Origin of the sequence: Nakamurella flavida (genome assembly GCF_030811475.1) — a bacterium.
Classification (GTDB): Bacteria; Actinomycetota; Actinomycetes; order Mycobacteriales; family Nakamurellaceae; genus Nakamurella; species Nakamurella flavida.
This window is the reverse complement of record NZ_JAUSQV010000001.1, coordinates 3,853,895-3,879,433: the sequence shown is the minus strand read 5'-3', so window position 1 is coordinate 3,879,433 and position 25,539 is coordinate 3,853,895. Positions and strand designations below refer to the sequence as shown.

Genomic DNA, 25,539 nt, shown 5'->3' with positions numbered 1-25,539 from the left:
CCCCCCCGTCCGGCGGAACCCTCGGTCGGGCCGGCCATCCTTCCGAGGAGGCCGATTCACCCAGCGTGAGCAAGTCGCGTCGAGGACGGCGTCGACGGTGGTGTCAGGACGACGCGGCGATGGCGACGGGAGCCGACTCCGCCGTCATACCGGTGAGCACCCGGCGGAGCATCGAACTGGAGGTGTGCACCGTGTACGGGAAGTAGACGATCTCCACGCCGACCTCGGCGAAGTCGCGTTCCAACTTCTCGCCCTTGGCCGTGCCGCGCCAGTCGTCCCCCTTGAACAGGACGTTGAACCCGACCTGCCGCCAGGTGTCCAGCTTCTCCGGGACGACCTCGGCGACGGCCTCGTCGACGTAGGAGATGTGCCGGACGATCTCCATGCGTTCGGCCAGGGGGATCACCGGGCGACGGCCCTTGGTGAGCTCGCACATCTCGTCGGACACGACGCCGGCGATCAGGTAGTCGCAGTGCGCCTTCGCGTGACGAAGGATGTTCAGGTGCCCCACGTGGAACAGGTCGTAGGCGCCCGGCGCGTAACCGATACGAACAGGCATGGATTCCCCTCCAGGTACTTCTCGAGCAGGTGACTGCGGTGGCGGACCGTGTCCGTCCACCGCGTCGGGGACCCCCATCCCCCTGCGGTGATCGTCTCTGATAGTAGCCGAATGAGCCCCGAACGGGCGCTTTTCTCACCGCAGAGCGACAGATCTCGCCCGTTCGAGGTCACTCTCCGTGCCGTTGCCCACGTTCCGAATGCCGGATCCTCATGGACGGCGGGCGGCGAGGTTGTCCAGACCGACCACCAGAGGCACCGTGGTGGCCGAACTCGACAGATAGGTCACCACCCCGATCCCACCGGGCTGCTGCAGCGCGGCCGTCGAGTCCTGCACGGTCAGGAAGGCCGTCGGCTCCGTCCCGGTCACCGGCCAGGCCTTGGCGCCGACGGTCGTCGGAGCCGTCCCGTTCGCCACCAGTCGCACCCGCAGCCAGCTGCCCGGCGCGACGGCGGGCAGGTTCTGGGTGGCCAGGGTGGTCTCGGCGTTGCCGACGACCCGGACCAGGGTCAGCTGAGGGACCCCGGCGGCGTACCGGACCTTCGCCCGGTAGGCGGTGAACGCGGAGGTCCCGGTCTTGCGGGCGTCCAGCGACACGTACAGACCGCTGCCGTTGGGGACCCGGTCGACGGCGATGTCGACGGTGGCGTCCACATCGGTCGCCGACACCCCGGCGAGGTTGGCCGTCGGTGATCCGCCGGCGGCCTCGATGCGCAGCCGGGCGGCGTTCCCGTCGACGGAGAACGCCGACGCCGCCCCGCGCAGGCTGTACGGACCGCCCGCCTCCGGTGCGCCCAGCGAACCGGACACCGTCCGGCCGAAGGTGTCCCGGACCAGATCGGCATTCGCCGGTGCGGTGACCGTCACCGTCGCCGTCCGGGTCCCGGTGGCGCCCTTGTCATCGGTGACGGTGAGGGTGACCGGGTAGCTGCCGGCGCTCGCGTAGGTGCGACTCGCGGTGACACCCGTCGCGGTGGCCCCGTCCCCGAAGGTCCAGGCGTACGACGCGATCGTGCCGTCCGCGTCGGTCGACGTCGTGCCGTCCACCGATGCCGTCAGCCCGGACACCGACGAGGTGAACGCGGCCGTCGGCGCCACGTTGACCGGGGGCTGCGGCTCACCGGAGAACTGGGCGGCGATCTGCTGCGCGGTCAGCGCGGTCGGGTAGATCGCCACCTCGTCCACCGCGGCGGTGATGGCCGCCGACCCGGGATTCGCGGTGTAGCCGTTCAACCGGTCGGCACCCACCCGCCAGTACCCGAAGGTGTTCCAGCCGGTGGTGACGTCGGTCCGGTTCGCCACCCGCACCCCGTCGACGTAGAGCTGCATGCCCTGCGGCGACAGCGTCGCGGTGGCCTGATGCCACTGTCCGTCGTTGTACGCGCGGGACCCGCTGACGGTCCGGTACCCGCCGTTGTAGACGGCGTAGTAGAGCTTGCCGTCCGCGGCCAGGAACAGGGAGCGGTCGTTCACCGTCGAGGTGCCGGTGGCCGCGTTGCCGAAGCCGAGCAGCTGCCCACCCGTGGTCGAGGTGGTCCGGAACCAGATCTGCTGGCTGTACTGCTGCGGCCCGTACACACCGGTCGGCGCGGTCACCGTGGCTGCCGCGGTGCCGTTCAGGCTGGACGCCGTATCTCCGGCGACCGCGCCGGACGTCCCGCGGGTGACCCCGGTGCCCACCACCCCGTTCGGTCCGCCCAGCGCATCCGATCGGGCCGAGCTGTTCGCGGCCTGGGTTCCGGCGGCCTCGTTCAACCGCCAGAACAGCGTCGCACCGTCGGCGCGGACCCGATCGGCGGAGGCGCCGGTGGCCGACGTCGCCGAGGCCGCCCCCACGGCGGAGTCGCCCGTGTACTCGTTGCCCGACGGGTCTACCACCCGGATCCGGTAGGTGTGGTTGACCCCCGGCGTGCGGTTCGGATCGGTGTAGCTCAGGTAGGGCCTGTCCCAGAACGTCGAGTCGATCGTCGTGGTGAAGATCGGGGTGCGGTCGCGCAACACCTGGTAGGTCAACCGGGTGTCGTCGCGGTCCCAGTTGGCCCGCCAGCCCACCCGGATGGTTCCGGCAGCCGGCGAGGACAGGGTCGCGGCGGTCTGGGCGCCGGTGACCCGCGGGCCCTCCTTGTTGGGCGCAGCCCCCCGCGCGGCGAACCGGACGAGCCCCTGCTGGGCGATGCCGTTCACCGTCGTGAACTCCCCACCCATGGAGAGGAACTGGCCGTTGCCGGTCACGCTCCACGCCGCCTGGTTCGAGGGGGTGAACCCGCCGTTGGTCAGGTCGGGGAACCAGTTCAGCAGGGTCGGCGCAGGCTGACCGGTGAAGCTCGCGTAGTTGCCCACCGAGTTCGGCTGCACGGTGCCGGTGGCCTCGGTGGTGAACGCGACGGCCTTGTGCTCGACGCGCGGCGTCACCTCCGGATACCCACCGATGTTGTTGCAGGCGTGCGGGTGTCCGGCGGCGTACAGGACGCCCCCCATCGGGAACGTGGAGTAGGTGTCGCCGTGGCAGTCCTCGATCCAGCGGATCTGTCCGGTCTCCGGCTCGGCCGCGAAGGAGCCCTCGAGATTGCCGCCTCCTCCGAAGACGTACCCGGAACCGAAGATGGACGTGCCGTCACTGACCAGGCTCAGGATCGCCGCGGTGGTCCCCGCGTTCCGGACCACCGCATTCGCGGCCCAGGGCTTGACCGCACCGCTGGCCGCGTCCACCGACGCGAGCCCGTACGCAGGCGTGCCGCTGACGTTCTGGAAGGCGCCGCCCACGATCACCGAGGAGCGCGACGGGGTCAGCGCCAGTGCGTTGACGGTGTAGTCGGCCTGCGGCGCCCAGTTGAGCAGCATTCCGTCGCTCGCCCGGAAGGCGGCCAACCGGACACGCGTGCTGCCCTTCGCGGAGGTGAACTTCCCGCCGACGTACACGGTGGTGTCGGTGGCCACGATGGACTCCACGACACCGCCGACCCCCGCCTGGAAGCTGGTGATCAGCGCGCCGGTGGTGGAGTCGAAGGCCGCGATGCGGTCACGGGCGATCCCGTTCGCCGTCAGGAACACCCCACCCACGTAGATCCGCGATCCGTCCGGTGAGGCGGCCACGGCGTTGACCTCACCGTTCACCGTGGGGTTCGTGGGCAACGAGACCGGCGCCCCGGTGGTGATGTCGTACACGGCGATGTTCCCGCGGCCCGCGGCGTTCACGCCGGCCGCGCTTCCTGCCGGCCGGATCGTGTCGAAATCACCACCCGCGAAGACCCGGTTGCCGACCACGGCCTGCGACCACACCACTCCGTCGATCTGGGCGGTCGGCAGGGCGTCCGCGCTCACCCCCGTCTGCGCCACCGGAGCCGCGGCGACCGCCTGGACGGCGGGAGCCGCCAGCATCCCCGAGCCCGGGCTGGCCGGGACGGCCGCGGCCGACGCCGTCGGTGCCGTCAATCCGGCGATTCCCAGAGTCGCCATCACCAGGACGGCGTAACCGCGCCGAAGGGTCCTGGACTTCCGCGCGTCCCGGAGGGCGACCGCCGGATTCAGGTGATGGGTGGACATGACGGGCGACCTCCGACTGAGCACTCGGGGGCAGCACACTGCGTCACCCCCCGGCGGGATCAGTATTCACCCGTCAGGGTCACAGCGGCATCACGATCGCCCCGGAAGAGGTCAGCTCGTCAAGAATCACCGGGGTTGATGAACAGCGAGTGATCAGGCTTCGTTGCGACAGGACGGCTTGCCGCTCCGTCGGGAAGCGCCCGGACGCAGCAGAGGTCGTGGGCCTCCGCACCGGCGCGGCATCGTCCGGCGATGACCGGCCCCCACCCGGGATCCCGGAGCCGCCCCCCAACCCTGGAAGGATGAACCCGTGTCCGTACCCCCTGGCGTTGCCGTCGACCCGCCGTTCCGCGTGCTCATGGTCTGCACGGCCAACCTGTGCCGTTCACCCATGGGAGAACGACTCCTCCGCGCAGCGGTGACCCGGCCCGGTGGCGCCCCGGCCTGGGAGATCACCTCCGGCGGCGTGCAGGGCTTCGACGCCCTGCCCATGCACGCAATGGCGGCCCAGACCCTGCAGGAGCGGGGCATCGATGTGGACGGGTTCGCCTCCCGCCCGCTGAGCCGGGAGATGCTCGAGGAGTCCGATCTGGTGCTCACGGCGACCCGGGCCCATCGGGCCGCTGCGGTCCAGCTGGCCCCGCGCACCATCAAGCGCACCTTCACGCTGTTCCAGTTCGCCCGCCTCGCCGCGGCGGTGCCCCCGATGGGTCCGATGAGCCCGGAGCGGGCCGGTCGCAGCCTGGTCGCGGAGGCCCTGCTCGCCCGGAGCGACGTCCCCGCGGCCACCGGCGACGAGGACGATCTGAAGGATCCGATCGGACTGCCCATCGAGGCGTTCCGCCGGTGTGCCGACGAGATCGCGACCGCCGTGGCGGCGATCGTGCTCCCGGTCGGGCTCGGACCCGCCCGGGTCGTCCACGACTGACTCCGGGCACGGCCCGGACACGTGCTCCCGGCTCAGGACTCCGGGACCGGCGCGGGCACGTCCCGTCGGCCGGTCGCGGTCGACGGAGCCTGGGGGGCCTGCGGCTCGTCGCCGGGGGGCAGCTCGGCGACGGCGGCCCCCGCGGCCCGGTCGCGGCGGCGCGGCTTGTCCTCGTAGTACCCGTACCCCGAGGAGCCGTACCGGTCCGCCCCGCGGGTCGGCGCCATCGTCAGGATCGTCCCGAGGAAGCGCGCCCCGACCGCGTCCAGGGACCGCAGCGCGGTGGCGATGTCGTTCCTGCTGGTCTTGCCGTGGCGGACGACCAGTACCGCACCGTCGGACCGGGTGGCCGCGACGGCGGCATCGGTCACCGGCAACAACGGCGGGGTGTCGATGACGATCATGTCGAAGGTGGCGGCGAGGGAATCCAGCAGCTCGGCCATCGACGGGCTGCCGAGCAGCTCGGACGGGTTGGGCGGGATGGTCCCGCTGGGCAGGACGGTCAGCCCTCCACGACCCCAGGGCTGTAGGACGTCGTCGATCGACACCTGCCCGAGCAGTACGTTCGTCAGACCGACCGACCGCTCCAGGCCCATGTAGTCGGCCACCCGGGGGCGGCGGAGATCGGCCTCGATGAGCAGGACGCGCTGACCGGAGTCGGAGAAAGTCATCGCCAGGTTGACCGCTGTGGAGGACTTGCCCTCCCCGGCGAGGGACGAGGTGACCACCAGGACCCGGACCGGCTGCTGGACGTCCACGAACTGCAGGTTGGTGCGCAGCTGCCGGAACGACTCCGCCCGCAGTGACCGGGCCGACGAGTCGGAGATGAGCGGCGACTTGCGGGCGCCCCGGTCGAACGAGATCACCCCGAGCACCGGCGCCTTGGTCAGGGCGCGCAGCACCTGCGGCGAGCGGACGGTGGTGTCGAGCACCTGCCGGAGGATGGCCAGCGCCAGACCGGCGGCCAGGCCGACGAGCAGACCGAGCCCGATGTTCAGCGTCGGCCGGGGGGACACCGGAGTCGGGTTCAGCGTCGGCCCGGAGATGACGTTGAGCTGGACGTTGGGCGCATCGGCGCTGCCGCTGTTGTCGAGGTCGTCGACCAGGGCGCCCAGCTGAGCGGCGACGGCGCCGGCGATCTGTAGTGAACGGGTGTCGGAGGTGTCGGTGACGGTGGCCGAGAGCAACACCGTGTTCAGATCGGCGCTGGCCGCGATGGACCGCTGCACCTGGGCGCGGGTCATGTCGGTGATGCCGGTGCTCGACAGGACCCGATCGGCCAGGGCCTCGCTGCCGAGCACACCGACGTAGGAGTTGACGCGACGTTGGGCGTACTGATCGGCCTGCAGCGCCGTACCGGTGCCGTCCGTCGGGGTGGAGACGAACCAGGTGATGGTGCTCTCGTACTCCGGTTGGGCACGGAAGGTCGCGGCGATCGAGAGCCCCAGGCCGATCAGCGTCGCCAGGACGACGATCCACCAGTACTTGCGCACCGCGCGGAAGTAGGTCTTGAGATCGTGGTCGCCCGTCCGCGCCGCCTCGTCGCCCGCAGCTTGTCGCACACTGGACCCCCGTCCCCCGACTTGTCACTCGAATGGTCTACCGGTGCATGCTAGCGTGCCTACGAAATGTGAGTGTGAGGCCGCCCGCCCACGGTGCGGACACAGCCATAGGCCCCCCGGGGGCCGTCCCCCCCGATCCGCTGAGCGTCAGGCCCCGAACCGGGCACCGGCGCATCAGGGATCATACCCGGGGCGGTGTAGGAACGACCGGAGACGGGAAGCCGGTCCGACGGCCGCGCCGCGAGCGAGAACGACGGAGGTGGCGGGGGCGGTGCACGACCTGATGAGAACAGGGGCGACCCGATGACGGCCCGGGGGCGCCGCGCCCGAGCCGGCGCGACCGGATCCGCCGGCGGCGAGGCCCTCCCGACGACCGCGGACCCGATCGGCGCGGGTCCCCCGGTCCCCGCGGCGAAGGACCGGGCCGGCGATGTCGCCGGCAACATGCTGGCCACCCTCGTCGGAAACTTCTTCCCGCCGCTGGCCATGCTGGTCACGGCCCCGATCCTGGCCCACGCCCTGGGCGTGGTCGGTCGCGGTGAGGTCGCCGCAGCCACCGCTCCCCTGCTGCTCGTGCTGACCGCCGCCACCTTCGGGGTCCCGCAGGCGGCCACCTACGTCATCGCCCGGTCCCCGGCGGCCACCCGCCGGGCCACCCGGATGTCCCTGCTGCTCATCCTGCTGGCCGGTGCCGTCGCGACCACCGCGGTGATCCTGGCCGCCGGGTGGCTCTCCGGCGGCAGCGCGTCGATCTCCCGGCTCATCGTGATCGCGTCGCTGGCCGTCATCCCCAGTCTGCTGGTGGCCGTCCTGCGCGGGGCGGCGTCCGGGCTGCACCTGTGGCGTTCGGTGGCCACCGAACGGTTCATCTCCGCGATGTCCCGGGTCGCCGCCCTGGTCCCGCTGGCCATCACCGGCCACCTGAACCCGTTCACCGCCACCCTGGTCATCGCGGTCGGCCCACTGCTCGGCGCGCTGGCCTACATCCGGATCTTCCGCCACGCCGACTCCCTGCCCGACGACGGCAACGTGGCCACCGACGCCCGCACGATCCTGAGCTACGGCCTGCGCACCTGGATCGGCGCCATCTCCGGCATCCTGCTGTCCCGGTTGGACCAGACGCTGATGACCCCGCTGGCCGGGGCCTACGCCCTGGGCCTGTACGTGGTCGCGGCCACCATCGCCGACATCCCGCTGATCATCAACAGCGCGGTTCGCGACGTCACCTTCTCCGCCGACGCGGCCCACGCCACCGACAAGCGCCTGGGTCAGTCCGCCCGGATCTCCAGCACCGCCTGCTTCGTGGTCGGGCTCATCACCGCCGTCTCCATGCCGTGGTGGCTCCCGTGGCTGTTCGGGCACGAGTTCGCCCCCGCCATCCCCGTCGCCATCGTGCTCATCATCGCCGCCGTCCAGGGCACCCCGGGCTCCATCGCCGGCGCCGGCCTCGCCGCCCGCGGCCGCCCCGGCCTGCGCAGCATCTCCCTGGTCGTGGCCTGCGTCATCAACGTCGGCCTGCTCTTCGTGCTGGTCCCCGACCACGGGGCGATGGGCGCGGCCATCGCCACCCTGATCGGGTCGTTCATCGCCGCCAACAGCAACATCGTGTTCCTGTGGAAGCTCTACGGCGTCCCCCCGAAGGAGTTCTACGGCTTCCGCCGCGACGACTTCCACACCGCCCTGCGCTTCGCACGGCGCATGCTGCGAAAGGCCCGCCCGTGACCGGCACCTCCCGCCGTCCCCTGACGGCCCTGCCCGCCCGGATCGTGCTGGGTCTGGCCCAGGGGGTGGACCGGCTCACCGGCGTCCCCTTCACCGAGCCCTCCGGGCGGATCCGGCGCACGGCCAGCTGGTACGGCCGGCGGCTGGTGTCCCGGGCCACGGTGCCCCTGCTCGCGCTGGTGAACCGCAGGTCCACCCGCAGCGTGCTCGGGGACGGCCCGCCGGTCTCCCTGACCTCGCACGGCGCCCGGACCGCGGGGGCCTGGGCCACCGTCGAGAGCATCGGGGCGGGTCGGCTCCGGCCCTCCCGGTTGGTGCTGTGGTTGAACAGCCAGGGCGAGATCGACGCCCTGGACATCCGATTGCGCCGTCTGCAGCGTCGCGGGCTCACCGTCGCCCTGGCGCCGAACTTCGGGCCGCACACCAAGTACCACCCGTACGTGACGACCGTCTGGGACGGTCGGTCGCCCCTGGTCACGGCGGACGACGACCTGCTCTACCCGCCGGGGTGGCTCGCCGACCTGGTCGCCGGGTCCGGCCCGGCCGACCAGATCACCTGCCACCGGGCCCACGAGATGGGGATGTCGGCCGGAGCGATCACCCCCTACGGCTCGTGGCAGCCCTGCACGACCGACGCGCCGGGCGTGCGGCACTTCGCCACCGGCCTGTCCGGCGTGCTGTACCCCCCGGCCTTCCTGGCCCGGCTCAAGGCGCGCGGGGACGCGTTCACCGCTGTCTGCCCGCGCGCGGACGACGTGTGGCTGCACTTCGTCGCCGTGGCCGACGGGTTCGTGATCCGTCAGCTCCGACCCCGGTCCCGGCACTTCCCGGTCGTCCGGGGGTCGCAGGTGCACAAACTGCAGACGTCCAACGTGGCCGGCTCCGGCAACGACGACCAGATCGCCGCCACGTACACCGCAGCGGCCCTGGACCGGCTCGTCGCCGCTCGCTGACCGCCGGGGAACCCCCGGGACCAGCTCAGCCCACGGGCGTGGACGGGGCGACCGGGGTGCGGGCGTACTCGGTGTAGGTGCTGCCCACCGCGCCGCGGACGAACCCGACTCCCTTCATCACGGTCCGCAGCCCGCGGGCGTTCAGCCGGGTCGACCGGGTCACCGCGGCGATCCCGAGCCGGATCCCGCCACCGACCACCCGGGCCGCGCCGCGGCCCACCATCCGGGCGCGGACCAACGTGCGGTCGACCGGTCCGCTGGCCAGCACCACCGAGGTGCGGCTCCACGAGTTGCCGTACCGCATCGCGCGCATCAGCACCCACCGCCGGGTCATCCGGCTGAGCGGGACGTGGTCGACCACGATCGCCTCGTCGCACCAGACCATCCGCGCACCGCTGCGGGCCAGCTGCCGGGTGAACAGGGTGTCCGAGCCGCCACTCAACCCGAAGTCGGCATCGAACCGCAGGCCCAGAGCGCGGATCTGGCGCAGGTCCAGCAGGAGGTTGTTCGTCGCGGCCACGTCGATGGCCGTCCCGGTGGGCATCCGGCGGCGTTCGAAGAACCCTCCGGCGGTGATCCACTCCGGCACCTCGTCGGCGTACTCGGACACCACCGGCCCGACCACGGCCGCCGGCCGATCGCGGGCATAGGTGCCGAGCAGGCCGGTGAGCCACCCCGGCCGGGGGGTCTCGTCGTCGTCGATGAAGATCAGCAGATCGTCGTCCGGTGCGCTGTCCAGCGCGCGGTTCCGCGCCGCGGCGATGCCCGGGCGGACCTCCTGCACGTAGGCGACCCGAACGTCCCCCAGGGCGTCGACGACCGGGCGGGCGGTGCCCTCGGGGTCGTTGTCGACCACCAGGACCCGCCCGGGCCAGGAGGCCGTCTCCAACTGCTCGAGGATTAACGGCAGGGTGTGCGCCAACTCGTCGGCCCGGCGGTAGGACGCCAGGGCGACGACCACGGCCGGGTCCCGCCCGTCGTCCCCGCGGGCTCCGGGCTCCCCCGCGCCGATGTTCCCCGTCGTCCTGTCCACCGTGATCGGCTCCCTCGTGTCGGGCCCGTCGTGGCGGGCCTCCGGTGCGCCCCCTGCGCGCCGGGTCGATCCGATCGTCCCGCCGGATCCCGTCTGCCGTCCCCCGGACGTCCGGATGGTGCTCGTGTCCGCCCGCTGCCCGACCTGTCCCGACCGGGACGATCACCGGACAGCGTGCCAGGTCGGCGGTGAGATCGGGGCTGCGCGAGGTCGGCGCGATGAGCGACGACTGCCTCGGGCTCCGGCCGGGCAGCCGGGGCGGGAACGCGGTCCGCACACGACCCGGCCGGCTCGCCTGATCAGCGAGCCGGCCGGATCGAACCCGGACGGGCCCGCCGACCCCCGAGGGGGGCGGCGGGCCCGGTTCCTCACGGAGTGGGGAGGGTGCCGATGGTCAGGTTGTCGAAGCTGGCCACGACCGGTGCGTTGGTCGCGGAACCGGCCAGGTAGGTCTGCACCCCGACGGCGCCGGGGCCCTGCAGCTCGGCCTGGGTGTCGGTGACGGTGGCCTGCCACGCGGCCGGCTCGGCCGTCCCGACCTTCCATGCCTTGGCCGAGAGGACGGTGGAACCCGCACCCTGGGCCTGGAAGGCCAGCCGCAGAGTGTCGCCCGGCGCCCAGGTCATCCCGGCGATCGTCTGGGTGCGCAGGGTGGTCTCCACGCCGTTGACGACCTTGCTGAGCTGCACCTGGACCGAGGTGGGCTGGATCCGGACCTTGAAGCGGTAGTCCGAGGTCCCCACCCGGCGGACGGCGACGCTGGTGTACGTGCCGCCGCCGGTGGCCGCCTTGTCGTAGGTGAAGTCCACCGAGCCCTTGAGGTCGGCGGCCGACACCGTGTTCAGCCAGGCCAGCGGACCGGACCCCGCGGTGTTGATCTTCAACCTGGCCTGCCCGCCGTTGACCGCGAACTGCGCGGCGGTGCCGTTCAGGGTCCAGACCCCGCCGGTGTCGGCGGAGCCCAACCCGTTGACGACGGCCCGCTCGAACAGGTCGGTGGCGTAGGCGGTCGGGGTGGCCGGGTTGGTCACCGTCACCGCCTTGCTCACCGTGTTCGTGGCGCCGGCGTTGTCCGTCACCGTCAGCGCCACGGTGTACGTCCCGGCCGCCAGGTAGGTGTGCTGGGTCGTCGCGCCGGAGCCGTTGGTGTTGTCGCCGAAGTCCCAGGCGTAGGACGCGATGGTGCCGTCCGTGTCCGTGGACGTGCTGCCGTTCAGCGCGACGCCGAGGTTGGTCACCGTCGAGGTGAAGGCGGCCGTGGGGGCCACGTTCGCCGGCGGGGGCTTGACCACGGTGATGGTGGCGGCCTTGCTGGTGCTGGCCCCGCTGTTGTCGGTCACGGTCAGGGTGACCGTGTAGGTGCCGCCGGCGGTGTAGGTGTGCACCGCGGTGGCATCGGTGGAGGTGCCGCCGTCCCCGAAAGCCCAGGCGTAGGACGCGATGGTGCCGTCGGTGTCGGTGGAACCGGTGCCGTCGACGTTGACCGTCAGCCCGGCGACCGCCGAGGTGAAGGCCGCGGTCGGCGGGACGTTCGGCGGCGGCGCGGTGACCGTCACGGACTGCGTGGTGCTGGTGGTCGCGCCCTTGTCGTCGGTCACGGTCAGGGTGACGGTGCGGGTGCCGGTGGAGCCGTAGACGTGCGAGGTGGTCCGACCGGTGCCGGTGGCACCGTCACCGAAGTCCCAGGCGTAGGACGCGATGGAGCCGTCCGGGTCGCTGGAGCCGGACGCGTCCGCGGACAGGGTCAGGCCCTCGCTGCCGGTGGTGAACGAGGCCACGGGGGCCACGTTCGCCGGCGGGGCGGTGACCGCGACCGTCTGCGTGGTGGCGGCGGTCGCGCCCTTGTCGTCGGTGACGGTGAGCGTGACCGTGTAGGTACCGGCCGCGGTGTAGGGGTGGGTCACGGTGGCGCCGGATCCGGTGGACCCGTCACCGAAGTTCCAGGCGTAGGACGCGATGGTGCCGTCCGTGTCACCGGATGCCGTGGCGTCGAAGGACGCCGTGAGCCGACCGCCGGTGGCGGCGAAGGACGCCGTCGGGGCGGAGTTGGGCAGGGCGCCGGTGGTGCCCAGCGACCAGTGGTCGGCGACCGTGCCGGCGGAGAGCACCGTCGGGTAGATGGAGACCTCGTCCAGGGTGCCGTCGAGGTAGTTGCTCGACGAGCCCCAGGTGTTGTCCCCGCCCACCTTCCAGTAACCGGTGTAGTTCTGGGCCTGGGTCTGCGGGTTGGTGCCGACCAGCTGACCGTCGACGTACAGCTTCATCCCGTCCGGGCCCTGGGTGGAGACGGCCTGGTGCCAGGTGTTGTCGTTGTAGGAGCGCGGGCTGGTGATGGTGTTGAGCTGCCCGGTGTAGGTGCCGAAGACGAGCTGCCCGTTGTCCTGCATGTAGATGTGCCGGTCGTAACCGGACGAGCTGCCGTTGGCGTTGTTCCCGAAGCCGATCAGCTTGCCGCCCCGGTTGGTCGCCGTCTTGAACCAGATCTCGTTCGAGTAGACCGTCGGGTTGTCGTAGGCCGCATCGGAGGAGACGAAACCGTCGGCTCCGTTGAAGGTGGCTGCCGTGCCGGCGTAGCCGTTCAGCGCACCGGGAGCGCCCAGGGTGTAGCCACCGTGGAAGGTGCCGGAGTTGAGATCCGGGCCGGTGTCACCGGCGGTGCTGCCCGAGGACTCGTCCAGCCGCCAGTACGAGGTGGGCTGGGCGGCGCGGACGGCGGCGCCGTAGGCGTCGGTCGGGTTCGGCGGGACCGGGGAGGTGCGGCCGGAGGCCACGTACTGGGCGATGACCTGGTCCCGGGTCAGCACGGTCGGGTAGATCGCGACCTCGTCGATCGAGCCGGCCAGGTTGTTGCTGTTGGGCTGGTAGCTCCACCCACCCAGGTTGTCCCCACCGACCTTCCAGTAGCCCTGGTAGGGGTTGCCCTTGACCACGTCGGCGCGCTGGCCGACCCGCAGGCCGTCCACGTAGAGCGCCATGCCGTCCGGCCCGAGGGTGCTGACGACCTGGTGCCACTGGCCGTCGTTGTACGCCTTGGCCGAGCTCACGGTGCGGACGCCGTTGTCGTACACACCGAAGCTGATCTGGCCGCTGTTCTGCATGTACAGGTGGCGGTCGTAGCTCGAGGACGTGCCGGCCTGCGAGTTGCCGAAGCCGATGATCTTGCCGCCGTTGGTGGACGTGGTCTTCACCCACGCGGAGGTGGTGAAGACGTCCGGCGACGTGCCGATGGTCGGGAAGGTGACCCGACCGCTGTCCGAGCCGTCGAACGTGTCGGCCAGGTTGGTGTCGCCGATCACCGCGCCGTCGGTGGCCTGGGAGACCCCGCTGCCGACGATGCCGTCGTTGTAGCCGACCCAGTCGTAGGCCGCGGTGCTGCCGGCCGGCTCACCCAGGCGCCAGTAGGTGCTGGGGGCCGCGGCGATGACCGACTTCTGGTAGTTCGACGGGCTGTAGCCGTTGGCCGGCACGGTGATCGTGGCGGTGTCGCCGGCGACCTGGTTGCCGTCCTTGTCCAGCACGTACAGCCGGTAGCGGTAGTCACCCGGGGCCAGGTTGCTGTCGGTGTACCCGAGGAACGGACGGTTCCAGTAGGTCGAATCGGCCGTGGTGGTGTAGATCGGTGCCGCCGTGTTGCTGTTGCGGACGATCTTGTAGGTCAGCGACATGTCGTCGCGGTCCCAGTTGGTCTGGAAGGCGATGCGCACCGAACCCTGCGAGAGGGAGACCAGCTTGGGCGTGAACTTCGACCCGGTGAGGACCGGCCCGGACTTGCCCGGTGCCGGCGGCTTGGTCGCGAAGCGCACGATGCCCTGCTGGCCGACACCGTTCACCTGGGGGAACTCCCCGCCGACGACGACGTACTTGTCGTTGCCGGTGACGGTCCAGCCGGCCTGGTTCTGGCCGGTGGCGGTGCCGGTCTTGAAGTCCGGGAACCAGTTGATCAGCGACGGGGAGGCGTTGCCGGCCCAGTTGAAGTAGCCGTACGGGTCGTTGCCGACGGTGCCGGTGGCGTTCTTGGAGAAGGCGAGGGCGAAGCGCTGGTTGGTCGACCACGGATCGGACTGGAAGAACCCACCGATGTTGCCGCAGTAGTGCGCGTGGCTGACGGTGTAGACGGCGGACGGGGATGCCCAGGCCGAGTAGGTGTCACCGTGGCAGTCCTCGACCCAGTTCATGGAGCCGGTGGCCAGGTCGGACTGGAAGGTGCCCTCCAGGTTGCCGCCGGGGCCGTAGACGTAGCCGGTGCCGTACAGCGAGGTGCCGTCGCTGCTCAGGCTGGTGATGGCGGCGTTGGCGCCGCTGTTCTGCACCTTGCTGCCGGTCGCGAACGGCAGCAGGTCGCCGGTGGTCGCGTCCACGGCGGCCAACCCGTAGGCCGGGGACCCGTTGATGCTGGCGAAGGCACCGCCGACGTAGACCTTGGTCTTGTCCGGGCTCAGCACCAGTGCATTGACGGTGTTGTCGGCGACGGGCGCCCAAGCGGTCAGCGCACCGTTGGCGGCTGCGTATGCGGCGAGCCGGGTCCGGGTGACGCCGTTGGCGGAGGTGAACTGCCCGCCGACGTACACGGTGTCGTTGGTGGCCACGATGGCCTTGACCCGCGAGCCGATGTTCACGTTGAAGGTCGTGATGAGGGCGCCGGTGGTGGCGTCGAAGGCAGCCACCCGGTTGCGCTTGGTGTTGTCCCCGACATTGGTGAACTCGCCGGCGGCGTAGATGCGCTTGCCGTCGGGCGATGCCGCGACGGCGAGCACCTGCCCGTTGAGGGCCGGCGGCGCGAAGGTCGTCTTGAGCACGCCCGTGGTGAGGTCGTAGGCGAGCAGGTTCGCCCGCGGGGTCAGGTTCGTCCCCGCGGCAGCACCGGCCGGCCGGGCGTTGGCGAACTTGCCACCGGCGAAGACCGTGTTGCCCACGATGGCCTGCGACCAGACGACACCGTCCACCTGCACGGTGGGCAGCGCGTCGGCGGTCGCCTGGTCGGCGGTCGGGCTGAGCACCGGGCTCAGCCCGGGCGGGACGTCGGCGGCGGCCGGGGCGGCAGCGGCGACCGTGACGACGAGGCCGGCGGCCACCACGGCCACCGCCGTGGTCAGGGACGCCAACCGGCGGCGCAACGGGGTGGGGCCAGAGCGCATGATCGTTCTCTCCTGGATCACTGTGCGTCACCCGCGAAGAGCACGATCGGTGCCGAGGCGGAGTAGGCGAGGCTGAGGGTGGCTGGTGCGGTGTAGTCGGACGGCAGGGTGAAGACATATGTGGCCGAGACGGTCTGGCCGGGGGCCAGCGTGCCGGTGAAGGGGACGGCCGGGTCGTTGTCGATCGGGCTGAACGGGGTACCCGCGGCGTCCTGCACGTTGACGCTGACCAGGCTCAGGTCCAGCGGGACCTGCGTGCCGTTGGTCAGGGAGAGCTGGTAGGACAGCGCCGGGCCCGACTGCTCGCCGGGGCCGCGACCGACGGCGTCGATGCGTTGCAGGGATTCCACGGCCGCGGTGACCCCGGTACCGAAGTCCGCGGCCTGGTCCACCGGCACGGGCGGCAGGGTGGTGACCGGCTGGTCGGCCACCGTCTGGTCGATGTTCCCCGCGGTCGGCGGCGCGACCGGCTGGGTGGCGACCGGCGGGGCCGGCGTGCTCGACTCCGGGGCGGTCGTGGTGGAGGGATCGGTGCCGCTCGCTGCCGCGCCGTCGGGTGCGGACGACGGAGTCGCGCCGGGTTCGGCGGGCTCGTACGAGCCGGTGTCGGACGCGGGCTGGTCGGTCGCGACGGCGGGCTGTCCGGACGAGGACGGCGCCACGCTCGCGGGGGTGACCGCGGACTCGGTGGTCCGGTCGCCGCCGGTGGAACACCCGACGAGGACGACCGCGGCGGCCAGCGCCCCGGCGAGCAGACCGGTGGCGCGACGGCGGGGTCGACCGGTGGATCCGGCCCGGCTCACGCGCGCGCGCCGTCGACCGGCGCGACCGCAGCGGTCGGGACGGACCGGACGGGACGGGGACGCCGCGAGGCGACCAGACCCACGCTGGCGGCGACGACACCGGCCAGCAGCCAGAGGGCCGCGGCGAGCGGCACCCCGAACAACTGCAGAGCGGGGCCGGCCGCCGCGGTGCTCACCCCGGCTCCGGTGACCTCGTACGCCGAGGAGACCGACGCCCCGACGAGGAGCGCGAGCACGACAGCGGCCCCCACCGCTGCCAACGACGACGCGGCACGAGCAGGACGCCGTGATCGGATCGGTTCCGGATGACGCATGATTCCCCCCTGAGAAATGACTGTGAGTAGCAGCCGAGCCAAGAACTCCCCCGAGTTCCCCGTGATCCACGCCGGGTGCTACGGGCCGAACAATAACAGCAGGTGACCGTTCTGGGCGAGACAGAGTGAACAAGTCGGGCCAAATCACCCAGACGTGACCCGATCGTGACTCGTCCGCATGACTCAGGGTGACGGACACCGGCAGTGCGGGCAGGCGAGAAGTCCCGGGAGGCCATCACCACCGGGTGACACGGACCCCAGGTGTCGACCTGGGATCTGCCTCTCTGTCGCCGCCGGCCCCCCGTTCGTTACCCGACCGGGTCACCGGTGTCCCGGGGGGTGATGTCCCGCTGGGGAGACCCCGTCATCTGCCTGTCATGGGCATGGGTGAGGATCGGCGCATGACCGATCTGATGACCCCGTCGCCGACCGACGACCTGGACTCCGGCGACACCGTGGCCGCCGGTGCCCACCCCACCGCCGGGGATGGCGGCGCCGCCTTGCGCGCCGACGTCCGCCGGGTGGGGGCACTGCTCGGGCAGACCCTGGTCCGTCAGCACGGGCAGGACCTCCTCGATCTCGTCGAGCAGGTCCGCGGGCTCACCAAGCAGTCGCGCGAGGCCGATGCGCCCGCCGATCGGGAGTCGGCCACGACCGCGGTGCGCGAGATCCTCGCCGGGTTGCCCATCTCCCGCGCCACCCAGCTGGTGCGCGCTTTCGCGTCCTACTTCCACCTGGCCAACGCGGCCGAACAGGTCCACCGGGTCCGGGCCCTGCGGGCGCGGCCGGCGGACCAGGGGCACCTGGCCACGGCCGTGGCCGAGGTCGCCGCGGCGCTCGGGCCGGACGAACTGACCGCCGCCATCGCCGGGCTGTCGGTTCAGCCGGTGTTCACCGCGCACCCCACCGAGGCGAGCCGCCGGTCGGTGCTCACCAAGCTCCGTCGACTGGACGACATCCTGGCCGTCCCCACCGAGCCGCGGACGACCGCACGCGCCCGGCAGGACCGGGAGCTCGCCGAGCTGGTCGATCTGATCTGGCAGACCGACGAGCTCCGGCAGTTCCGCCCCACCCCGGTCGACGAGGCGCGGAACGCGTTGTACTACCTGCGTTCCATCCTCGCCGAGACCCTTCCCGAGGTCACCTCGGACCTCGCCGCCGAACTGGCCGAGCACGGGGCGGCCCTGGGCGCCGAGGCCACCCCGCTGTCGATGGGCACCTGGATCGGCGGCGACCGGGACGGAAACCCCAACGTCACCGCCGCGGTCACCCACGACATCCTGCTGCTGCAGCACCGGGTGGCCATCGGCATCGCCATCGAGGCGATGGACGAACTGATCATGACGCTGTCCATGTCGACGGACATCGTGCCGGTCTCCCCCGCGCTGATCGCCTCGGTCGAGGAGGACCTGGCCAACCTGCCCGGGCTGGATCCGCGGGTGAAGGAGCTGAACGCCCCGGAGCCGTACCGACTGAAGCTGACCTGCGTCAAGGCCAAGCTGATGAACACCCGCGCTCGGGTCGAGGGTGACCGCGCGCACGAGGCCGGCCGGGACTACGCCGACCGGGCCGAACTGCTCGCGGATCTCGCGGTCGTGCACGACTCGCTGGCCGAGCACGCGGGCCTGCTGGCCGCCGAGGGCTCGCTGGCCCGGGTCCGGCGCACCATGGCGGTGGTCGGTCTGCACGTGGCGACGATGGACGTCCGGGAGCACGCCGACGCCCACCACCACACCGTGGGCGTGCTCGTCGACCGCCTGCAGGAGAGCGACACCGCGTACGCCGACCTCGAGCGCGCCGCCCGGCGCGATCTGCTGTCCGCCGAACTCGGCGCACGACGTCCGCTGGCCGGCCGGTCCGCGAGCCTGGACGCCGAGGCCGCCCGGACGTTCGCCGTCTTCACCGAGATCGGCGCAGCCCAGGCCACCTACGGGCCGGAGGTCATCCAGACCTACATCATCTCGATGACCCGCGGCAGCGACGACGTGCTGGCCGCCGCCGTGCTGGCCCGGGAAGCGGGGCTGCTGGACCTGCACGGCTCCGTGGACGGCCCGCCGGCGTTCGCCGCCGTCGGTTTCGCTCCCTTGCTGGAGACGGTCGAGGAGCTCAAGCGCTCGGGCGAGGTCGTCGACGAGCTGCTCTCCGACCCGCACTACCGGGAGATCGTCCGGCTGCGCGGCAACGTGCAGGAGGTCATGCTCGGCTACTCCGACTCCAACAAGGAGGCGGGCATCACCACCAGCCAGTGGGAGATCCACAAGACCCAGCGGGTGCTGCGCGACGTGGCGGCCAGGCACGGCGTCTCGCTGGTGCTGTTCCACGGCCGGGGCGGCTCGGTGGGCCGCGGCGGCGGGCCGACCTACGACGCCATCCTGGCCCAGCCGCACGGCGTGCTGGACGGGGCCATCAAGTTCACCGAGCAGGGCGAGGTGATCAGCGACAAGTACGCCCTGCCCGAGCTCGCCCGGGAGAACCTCGAGCTCACCCTGGCCGCGACCCTGCGTGCATCGGCGTTGCACCGGGAGCCACGGCTGACCCCGGCCCAGCTCGACACCTGGGACGCCACCATGGAGACGGTCAGCGACGCCGCCTTCGCCAAGTACCGCTCCCTCATCGACGACCCGGATCTGCCCGCGTACTTCGTGTCCTCCACCCCGGTGGAGCAGCTCGGCTCCCTCAACATCGGCTCGCGCCCCGCCCGCCGGCCCGACTCCGGTGCCGGCATCTCCGGTCTGCGGGCCATCCCGTGGGTGTTCGGGTGGACGCAGTCGCGGCAGATCGTACCCGGCTGGTTCGGGGTGGGTTCGGGTTTGCGCGCGGCGCGCGAGGCCGGCCACCAGGACGTGCTCGCCGAGCTGCACGGCAGCTGGCATTTCTTCCGCACGTTCCTGTCGAACGTGGAGATGACGCTGGCCAAGACGGACATGGGGATTGCCGCGCTCTACGTCGAGGCCCTGGTACCGCCGGAACTGCGGCACCTGTTCGACCTCATCCGGGAGGAGCACGCGCTGACCCTGGCCGAGGTGCTGCGACTGACCGGAGGCGAGCACGTGCTGGACGGCCAGCCGGTGCTCAGCGGGACCCTCTCGGTCCGCGAGCCGTACCTCGCGCCGATCTCCTACCTGCAGGTCGATCTGCTGGCCCGGATCCGCGCCCAGGAGTCCGGCGGGACGGACCCGGTGGATCCTGAACTGCAGCGTGCGATGCTGCTCACGGTCAACGGGGTGGCGGCCGGGATGCGGAACACCGGCTGATCCCCCGGCATGGTGGCAGAGAGTCACCCCGTGTGACTTAGGATGACCATCCCGGGTGCGACCTGCACCCCTGCCTCGGCTGGAGCGATCACATGACCTCGATCTCGGTGATCGGCTGCGGGTACCTCGGTGCCGTACACGCGGCCTGCATGGCCCAGCTGGGGCACGACGTGGTCGGCATCGACGTCGACGAGCGGAAGGTCGCGTCGCTGCAGGAGGGCCGCACGCCCTTCTACGAGCCGGACTTCCCCGAGGTGCTCACCCGGGCGCTGGAGACGGGGCGGCTGACCTTCACCAGCGACATGTCCGCCGCCCGTGGTCGCTCGGTGCACTTCGTCTGCGTCGGCACCCCCCAGAAGCGCAACGAGTACGCGGCGGACATGGCCTACGTGGACGCCGCCGTCACCGCACTGGCGCCGTTCCTGTCCCCCGGGGATCTGGTGGTCGGCAAGTCGACCGTGCCGGTGGGCACGGCGGCCCGGTTGGCCGAGCAGGTCCGGGAGGTGCAACCGGGGGCGATCCTGGCCTGGAACCCGGAGTTCCTGCGCGAGGGATTCGCCGTGCAGGACACCCTGCACCCGGACCGCTTCGTCTACGGACTACCGGCCGGTGACGACGGAGTGGCGGCCCGCGCCCGACTGGACGAGGTCTACGCGACACCGCTCGCCGCCGGTACACCCCTGGTGGCCACCGACTACGCGACGGCCGAGCTGGTGAAGGCGGCGGCCAACTCCTTCCTGGCCACCAAGATCTCGTTCATCAACGCGATGGCAGAGGTGTGCGAGGCCAGCGGCGCGGACGTGACCCAGCTGGCCGACGCCATCGGTCACGACACCCGGATCGGCCGGCGGTTCCTCAACGCCGGACTGGGTTTCGGCGGCGGCTGCCTGCCCAAGGACATCCGGGCCTTCATGGCCCGGGCCGGTGAACTCGGCGCCGATCAGGCGCTGGCCTTCCTCCGGGAGATCGATTCCATCAACATGCGCCGCCGGGTCCGCATGGTCGACCTGGCCCGGGAGGTCTGCGGCGGATCGATCGTGGGTCGACGGGTGGCCGTGCTCGGGCTGGCGTTCAAGCCGGACAGCGACGACATCCGCGACTCCCCCGCCCTGAACGTCGCGGCCCAGATGCGACTGCAGGGTGCGTCGGTGGTGGTCACCGACCCGAAGGCGGTGGAGAACGCCCAACGCATCTGGCCGGACCTGACCTACGCCGAGACGGCGGAGGAGGCGGCCACCGGCGCCGACCTGGTCCTGCTGCTCACCGAGTGGAAGCAGTACCGGGATCTCGACCCGACGGCCTTCGGCTCGATCGTCACCCAGCGCCGCATCCTGGACGGCCGCAACGCCCTGGACCCGGCCGCGTGGCGCGCGGCCGGCTGGACCTACCGCGCCCTCGGCCGCCCCTGAGCCTTCCGGGTGTGCTGGTCCTCGCTCCGACGAGCGGACGTCACCCGACGTGGTCGTCAGGTCCTCGGGCAGGGTCTCGTCCCGGTGAAGTGAGGGCCGTTCGGGAGGTTCACCCGTTCGATGTGACTGTCGGTGATAGTTTCCTGAGCGTCATCCGGCGCGGGCAGCGGTTTCCGTCGCCTGTCCGAGCTACGCGAAGGAATCCCATGCGCACGGTCCTCGTCCCCGTCCTGATCGGCGCCGGCCTCCTGCTGGCCCCGGCCGTCGCCTCCGCCGAGCCCACGGCCTACCCGGCCCCCGCCGTCTCCGGTTCCGCCGGGTCCACGACGACGGGCACGCCGGCCGCATCCGGCACGTCCGGCACCTCCACCGTCGCCGACGCCTCCCTGGCCTCGACCGGAGCCGGAAACCTGGGCGCGGTGGCCCTGGGCGGTGTGCTGGTGCTCGGCGCCGGCGCGGCCCTCACCGTGGGCTCGCGGCTCGCCCGCACCCGCGGCTGATCCGCACCCGCCGGGCCCCGTCCGGCCCTCGACCTCCGACCGCCCGTCGATCCCGACGGGCGGTCGTGTCGTCCCCGGACCCGGCTCACTCCAGGCGGGCCGCGCCGGGTCGGGCCGCGCCGCGCCGGGTTGCCCGACGCGGCGGACTCAGCCCACCGGCACGGGTGCGCCGGCCGGGGCGAGGTCGTCGACGACCTGGGTGCAGAAGTCCAGCAACGCCTGGTCCCGCAGGGTGGCGGCGCCGATGCGATCGGACTCCAGCGGGGGCCGCAGCGTGAGGGTGTGGGTCAACTCCCGGTAGCGCGAGCCCGGGTAGAGCCGCCCCACCCGCATCTGCGCGGACTCCGCCAGCACGATCGGGGAGATCTTCAACCCGGCCGAGCCCAGGCTCAGCTCACCGATCCCGGCGGCCCGGCAGCGCTGCCGCAGCAGGGCCACCCCGAGCAGGTTGCGGACCTGGTCGTCGAACTGGCCGTACCGGTCGACGAGTTCCGCGGCCACCGCGTCGATGTCGGCGGGAGTGGCGGCGGAGGCGATCCGCCGGTAGGCGTCCAGCCGCAGCCGTTCGGCCGGGATGTACTCGTGCGGCAGGTTCGCGTCGACCGGCAGCTCGACCCGGACCTCCAGGGGTTCCTCCTCCACCGCGTCCTGCGATCCGGAGGCCTTCTTGAAGGCGTTCACCGCCTCGCCGACCAGCCGGATGTACAGGTCGAAACCGACACCGGCGATGTGGCCGCTCTGCTCGGCGCCGAGAATGCTGCCGGCACCGCGGATCTCGAGGTCCTTCATGGCGACCGCCATTCCGGAGCCCAGGTCCGAGTTCTGCGCGATGGTGGACAGCCGGTCGTGGGCGGTGGTGGTCAGCGGCTTCTCCGACGGGTACAGGAAGTAGGCGTACCCGCGTTCGCGGCCACGACCGACCCGCCCGCGGAGCTGGTGCATCTGCGACAGCCCGAGGATCTCGGCGTGGTCGACGATCAGCGTGTTGGCGTTCGAGATGTCCAGCCCCGTCTCGACGATGGTGGTGCAGAGCAGCACGTCGTAGTCGCGCGCCCAGAACCCGTCGATGACCTTCTCCAGCAGTTCCTCGTTCATCTGGCCGTGGGCGATGGCCACCCGGGCCTCGGGAACGGCCTCGCGCAGGCGGGTGGCCACCGCGTCGATGTCGGACACCCGGTTGTGCACGAAGAACACCTGGCCCTCGCGGAGCAGCTCGCGGCGCACCGCGGCGCCGACCAGCTTGTCGTCGAACGGGCCGACGTAGGTCAGGATCGGGTGGCGCTCCTCCGGCGGGGTGGTGATGGTCGACATCTCGCGGATGCCGGCCAGGCTCATCTCCAGCGTCCGCGGGATCGGGGTGGCGGACATGGTCAGCATGTCGACGTGGGCGCGGAGCGCGGTGATGTGCTCCTTGTGCTCCACGCCGAAGCGCTGCTCCTCGTCGACGATGACCAGACCGAGATCCTTGTAGCGGATGGTCGACTGCAGCAGGCGGTGGGTGCCGATGACGATGTCCACGCTGCCGTCGGCCAGACCCTCGACGGTCTGCTTGCCCTGCTTGTCGTCGGTGAACCGGGACAGCCCGCGGATGACCACGGGGAATCCGTTCATCCGCTCGGTGAAGGTCGAGAGATGCTGCTGGGCCAGCAGTGTGGTCGGGACCAGGATCACCACCTGCTTGCCGTCCTGCACGGCCTTGAACGCCGCGCGCACCGCGATCTCGGTCTTGCCGTACCCGACGTCCCCGGAGATCACCCGGTCCATCGGGACCGGACGCTCCATGTCCGCCTTGACCTCGTCGATGGCCGAGAGCTGGTCGGCGGTCTCGGTGAAGGGGAAGGCGTCCTCGAGTTCGCGCTGCCACGGGGTGTCCGGGCCGAAGGCGTGCCCGGGCGAGGATGCACGGGCGGCGTACAGCTGGACCAGCTTGGCCGCGATCTGCCGGACGGCCTTGCGGGCCCGGCCCTTGGTCTTGGCCCAGTCCGAGCCACCCAGCTTGTTCAGCGTCGGGGTCTCCCCGCCCACGAAGCGGGACAGCAGGTCGAGAGAATCGGTGGGCACGAACAGCCGGTCACCGGGCTGGTTGCGCTTGCTCGGCGCGTACTCCACGACCAGGTACTCCCGGGTCGCGCCGCCGGACGTCCGCTGGACCAGGTCGACGTAGCGGCCGATGCCGTGCTGGGAGTGCACGACGTAGTCACCCGGCTTGAGGGAGACCGGGTCGACGGCGTTGCGGCGGCGGGTGGGCATCCGGGCCGGCGCCACGTCCACGGCGCCACGGCCGCCGGTCAGGTCGGCCTCGGTGAGCATCGTCAGCCCGGACGCGGTCAGGGTGAAGCCGTGCTCCAGGCGCCCGCAGGCCACGGTGACCACGTCGGAGCGGAGCGGGGTGTGCAGCTCACCGCTGCCCTCGCCGGCGATGCTCGCGCCGACCTCGGCCTCGGCCAGGCGCTCCTGAGCGCGCTGGGCGGTGCCGGCCCCGGCCACCACCAGGACGACCGGGTGCGACTGCGCGAGCGCGGCGCGGGCGTCACCGACCGCGGCGGCGAACTCCCCGCGGTACTCGGTGGCCGGCAGTACGGCCGGGGCCGCACCCGGGTCGTCGGCGGCGTCGGGCAGGCCGGTGTCGAACGGGGTGACGCTCCAGATGGGCAGCTCGGCGTCCCGGATCACGTCGAAGGTGTCCTCCAGCGTCCGGTAGGCCGACGAGCCCAGGTCGATGGGGGCCCGACCACCGGTGGCCGCCGCCATCCAGGACGCGGCCAGGAACTCGTTGCCCGTCCGCACCAGGTCCTCGGCGCGGGTGCGGACCCGTTCCGGATCGGCCAGCACGACATGGGTCCCGCGGGCCAGCAATTCCGGGAGCAGCGTCAGCCGCCCGGTGACCAGCACCGGGATGAGCGATTCCATGCCCTCCACCGGGACGCCGGACGCGAGCTTGGCCAGCATCTCCGACAGCGTCGGGTCGCCGGTGTTCGCGGTGGACAGACCCTCCGCACGCTCGCGTACCTCCGGGGTGAGCAGGATCTCCCGGCACGGCGGGGCGACGACGACGTCCACCGCCTCCAGCGAACGCTGGTCGGTCACCGCGAAGGTGCGCAGATCGCTGATCTCGTCGCCGAAGAACTCGACCCGGACCGGGTGCGCCGCGTTCGGCGGGAAGATGTCGAGGATCCCGCCGCGGACGGCGACCTCACCCCGCTTCTCCACCATCTCCACGCGGCCGTAGGCCATGCCGACGAGCTGCTCGACGAGGTCGGAGAGATCGACCTCCTGCCCGACCCGGAGTTCGACCGGCGTCATCTCGCCGAGCCCGGGGGCCATCGGCTGGATGAGGGACCGCACGGTGGTGACGACGACGGCCGGGTACCCCGCGGGGTCGCGCTCGGGGTGGGCCAGGCGGCGCAGGGTGGCGAGCCGGCGCCCGACGGTGTCGGCCCGCGGCGAGAGCCGTTCGTGGGGCAGGGTCTCCCACGAGGGGAACAGGCACACCCGGTCGTCGCCCAGCAGGTCACCGATCGCCGCCACGGCCATCTCGGCCTCGCGGCCGGTCGCGGTGACGAGCAGGACCGGCACCCCGGCCCCGGCGGGGGCGGCGGAGGCGAGGGCGGCGCACACGAACGGACGGATCGCCGGTGGGCCGACCACCCGCCGTGTCGGACGGCCGGCCGCGCCGACCAGGTCGGCGAAATAGGGGTCGGTCAGTGCGGCGGCCAGCAGACCGTCCAGTGATCCGGCGGTCGTCGTGTCGGCAGACATGGCACTGCTCCGTTCGTCCGAGCCGCGGGGCCGCCGTCGCCGGCGGTGGGCCCGGGACATGCCCG

14 protein-coding genes are annotated in these 25,539 nt (G+C 71.8%); 6 read left to right on the top strand and 8 right to left on the bottom strand.

All coding sequences use genetic code 11. The features are described 5' to 3' along the window. Nucleotides 1-103: 103 nt before the first annotated feature. Both J2S58_RS17180 and J2S58_RS17175 read right to left on the bottom strand, forming a co-directional pair. A complete protein-coding gene (locus tag J2S58_RS17180; RefSeq protein WP_205256982.1) occupies nucleotides 104-559 on the bottom strand; it encodes an adenylyltransferase/cytidyltransferase family protein in 456 nt (151 codons plus the stop codon). Between the two features lie 210 nt (nucleotides 560-769). Beyond that, nucleotides 770-4,015, bottom strand: a complete 3,246-nt coding sequence (locus tag J2S58_RS17175; RefSeq protein WP_205256981.1) for a PKD domain-containing protein — start codon at nucleotides 4,013-4,015, stop codon at nucleotides 770-772. Nucleotides 4,016-4,412: 397 nt separating this feature from the next. Here J2S58_RS17175 and J2S58_RS17170 point away from each other — a divergent pair, with 397 nt between their 5' ends. Beyond that, nucleotides 4,413-5,030, top strand: a complete 618-nt coding sequence (locus J2S58_RS17170) for an arsenate reductase/protein-tyrosine-phosphatase family protein (RefSeq protein ID WP_205256980.1) — start codon at nucleotides 4,413-4,415, stop codon at nucleotides 5,028-5,030. Nucleotides 5,031-5,062: 32 nt separating this feature from the next. Here J2S58_RS17170 and J2S58_RS17165 read toward each other — a convergent pair whose 3' ends face one another. Continuing rightward, nucleotides 5,063-6,592, bottom strand: a complete 1,530-nt coding sequence (locus J2S58_RS17165) for a tyrosine-protein kinase domain-containing protein (protein ID WP_205256979.1) — start codon at nucleotides 6,590-6,592, stop codon at nucleotides 5,063-5,065. A 303-nt stretch (nucleotides 6,593-6,895) separates the two neighbouring features. Between J2S58_RS17165 and J2S58_RS17160 the strand changes: the two genes are divergently transcribed. Beyond that, nucleotides 6,896-8,314: a flippase gene (locus J2S58_RS17160; protein WP_205256978.1), complete on the top strand. Its 1,419-nt coding sequence runs from the start codon at nucleotides 6,896-6,898 to the stop codon at nucleotides 8,312-8,314. Beyond that, nucleotides 8,311-9,267 carry a hypothetical protein gene (locus J2S58_RS17155; protein ID WP_205256977.1) on the top strand — a complete coding sequence of 319 codons (957 nt, stop codon included), beginning with the start codon at nucleotides 8,311-8,313 and terminating at the stop codon, nucleotides 9,265-9,267. The genes J2S58_RS17160 and J2S58_RS17155 overlap by 4 nt, the downstream gene beginning before the upstream one ends. Nucleotides 9,268-9,292: 25 nt before the next feature. Here J2S58_RS17155 and J2S58_RS17150 read toward each other — a convergent pair whose 3' ends face one another. The 4 genes from J2S58_RS17150 to J2S58_RS17135 all read right to left on the bottom strand — a co-directional run bounded on the left by J2S58_RS17150 (nucleotide 9,293) and on the right by J2S58_RS17135 (nucleotide 16,489). Then, entirely contained in the window at nucleotides 9,293-10,300 is a 1,008-nt protein-coding gene (locus tag J2S58_RS17150) for a glycosyltransferase family 2 protein (protein ID WP_306829038.1), read from the bottom strand. Between the two features lie 368 nt (nucleotides 10,301-10,668). Further along, nucleotides 10,669-15,435, bottom strand: a complete 4,767-nt coding sequence (locus J2S58_RS17145; RefSeq protein WP_240189116.1) for a PKD domain-containing protein — start codon at nucleotides 15,433-15,435, stop codon at nucleotides 10,669-10,671. A 17-nt stretch (nucleotides 15,436-15,452) separates the two neighbouring features. Then, complete coding sequence (locus J2S58_RS17140; protein WP_205257454.1) at nucleotides 15,453-16,238, bottom strand: hypothetical protein; 786 nt, start codon at nucleotides 16,236-16,238, stop codon at nucleotides 15,453-15,455. Then, nucleotides 16,235-16,489, bottom strand: a complete 255-nt coding sequence (locus tag J2S58_RS17135; RefSeq protein ID WP_205257453.1) for a hypothetical protein — start codon at nucleotides 16,487-16,489, stop codon at nucleotides 16,235-16,237. Before J2S58_RS17135 ends, J2S58_RS17140 begins: the two co-directional genes overlap by 4 nt. 464 nt (nucleotides 16,490-16,953) lie before the next feature. Here J2S58_RS17135 and ppc point away from each other — a divergent pair, with 464 nt between their 5' ends. From ppc to J2S58_RS17120, 3 genes are all read left to right on the top strand, one after another. Further along, nucleotides 16,954-19,806, top strand: coding sequence for a phosphoenolpyruvate carboxylase (gene ppc, locus J2S58_RS17130; RefSeq protein WP_240189115.1), 2,853 nt, complete (start codon nucleotides 16,954-16,956; stop codon nucleotides 19,804-19,806). 92 nt (nucleotides 19,807-19,898) lie between these two features. Beyond that, complete coding sequence (locus J2S58_RS17125) at nucleotides 19,899-21,215, top strand: UDP-glucose dehydrogenase family protein (RefSeq protein WP_205257452.1); 1,317 nt, start codon at nucleotides 19,899-19,901, stop codon at nucleotides 21,213-21,215. Nucleotides 21,216-21,421: 206 nt separating this feature from the next. Further along, nucleotides 21,422-21,715: a hypothetical protein gene (locus tag J2S58_RS17120; RefSeq protein ID WP_205257451.1), complete on the top strand. Its 294-nt coding sequence runs from the start codon at nucleotides 21,422-21,424 to the stop codon at nucleotides 21,713-21,715. A gap of 147 nt (nucleotides 21,716-21,862) precedes the next feature. On the opposite strand, the gene mfd is transcribed toward J2S58_RS17120, so the two are convergent. Then, nucleotides 21,863-25,474, bottom strand: a complete 3,612-nt coding sequence (gene mfd, locus J2S58_RS17115; protein ID WP_205257450.1) for a transcription-repair coupling factor — start codon at nucleotides 25,472-25,474, stop codon at nucleotides 21,863-21,865. Between the last annotated feature and the right edge of the window lie 65 nt (nucleotides 25,475-25,539).

What these genes read in the sequence shown, in the direction of transcription:
- J2S58_RS17120 (WP_205257451.1), top strand. Translation starts at nt 21,422, where the DNA reads ATGCGCACGGTCCTCGTCCCCGTCCTGATCGGCGCCGGCCTCCTGCTG.
- J2S58_RS17160 (WP_205256978.1), top strand. Translation starts at nt 6,896, where the DNA reads ATGACGGCCCGGGGGCGCCGCGCCCGAGCCGGCGCGACCGGATCCGCC.
- mfd (WP_205257450.1), bottom strand. Translation starts at nt 25,474, where the DNA reads ATGTCTGCCGACACGACGACCGCCGGATCACTGGACGGTCTGCTGGCC.
- J2S58_RS17180 (WP_205256982.1), bottom strand. Translation starts at nt 559, where the DNA reads ATGCCTGTTCGTATCGGTTACGCGCCGGGCGCCTACGACCTGTTCCAC.
- ppc (WP_240189115.1), top strand. Translation starts at nt 16,954, where the DNA reads ATGACCGATCTGATGACCCCGTCGCCGACCGACGACCTGGACTCCGGC.
- J2S58_RS17125 (WP_205257452.1), top strand. Translation starts at nt 19,899, where the DNA reads ATGACCTCGATCTCGGTGATCGGCTGCGGGTACCTCGGTGCCGTACAC.
- J2S58_RS17175 (WP_205256981.1), bottom strand. Translation starts at nt 4,015, where the DNA reads ATGGCGACTCTGGGAATCGCCGGATTGACGGCACCGACGGCGTCGGCC.
- J2S58_RS17145 (WP_240189116.1), bottom strand. Translation starts at nt 15,435, where the DNA reads ATGCGCTCTGGCCCCACCCCGTTGCGCCGCCGGTTGGCGTCCCTGACC.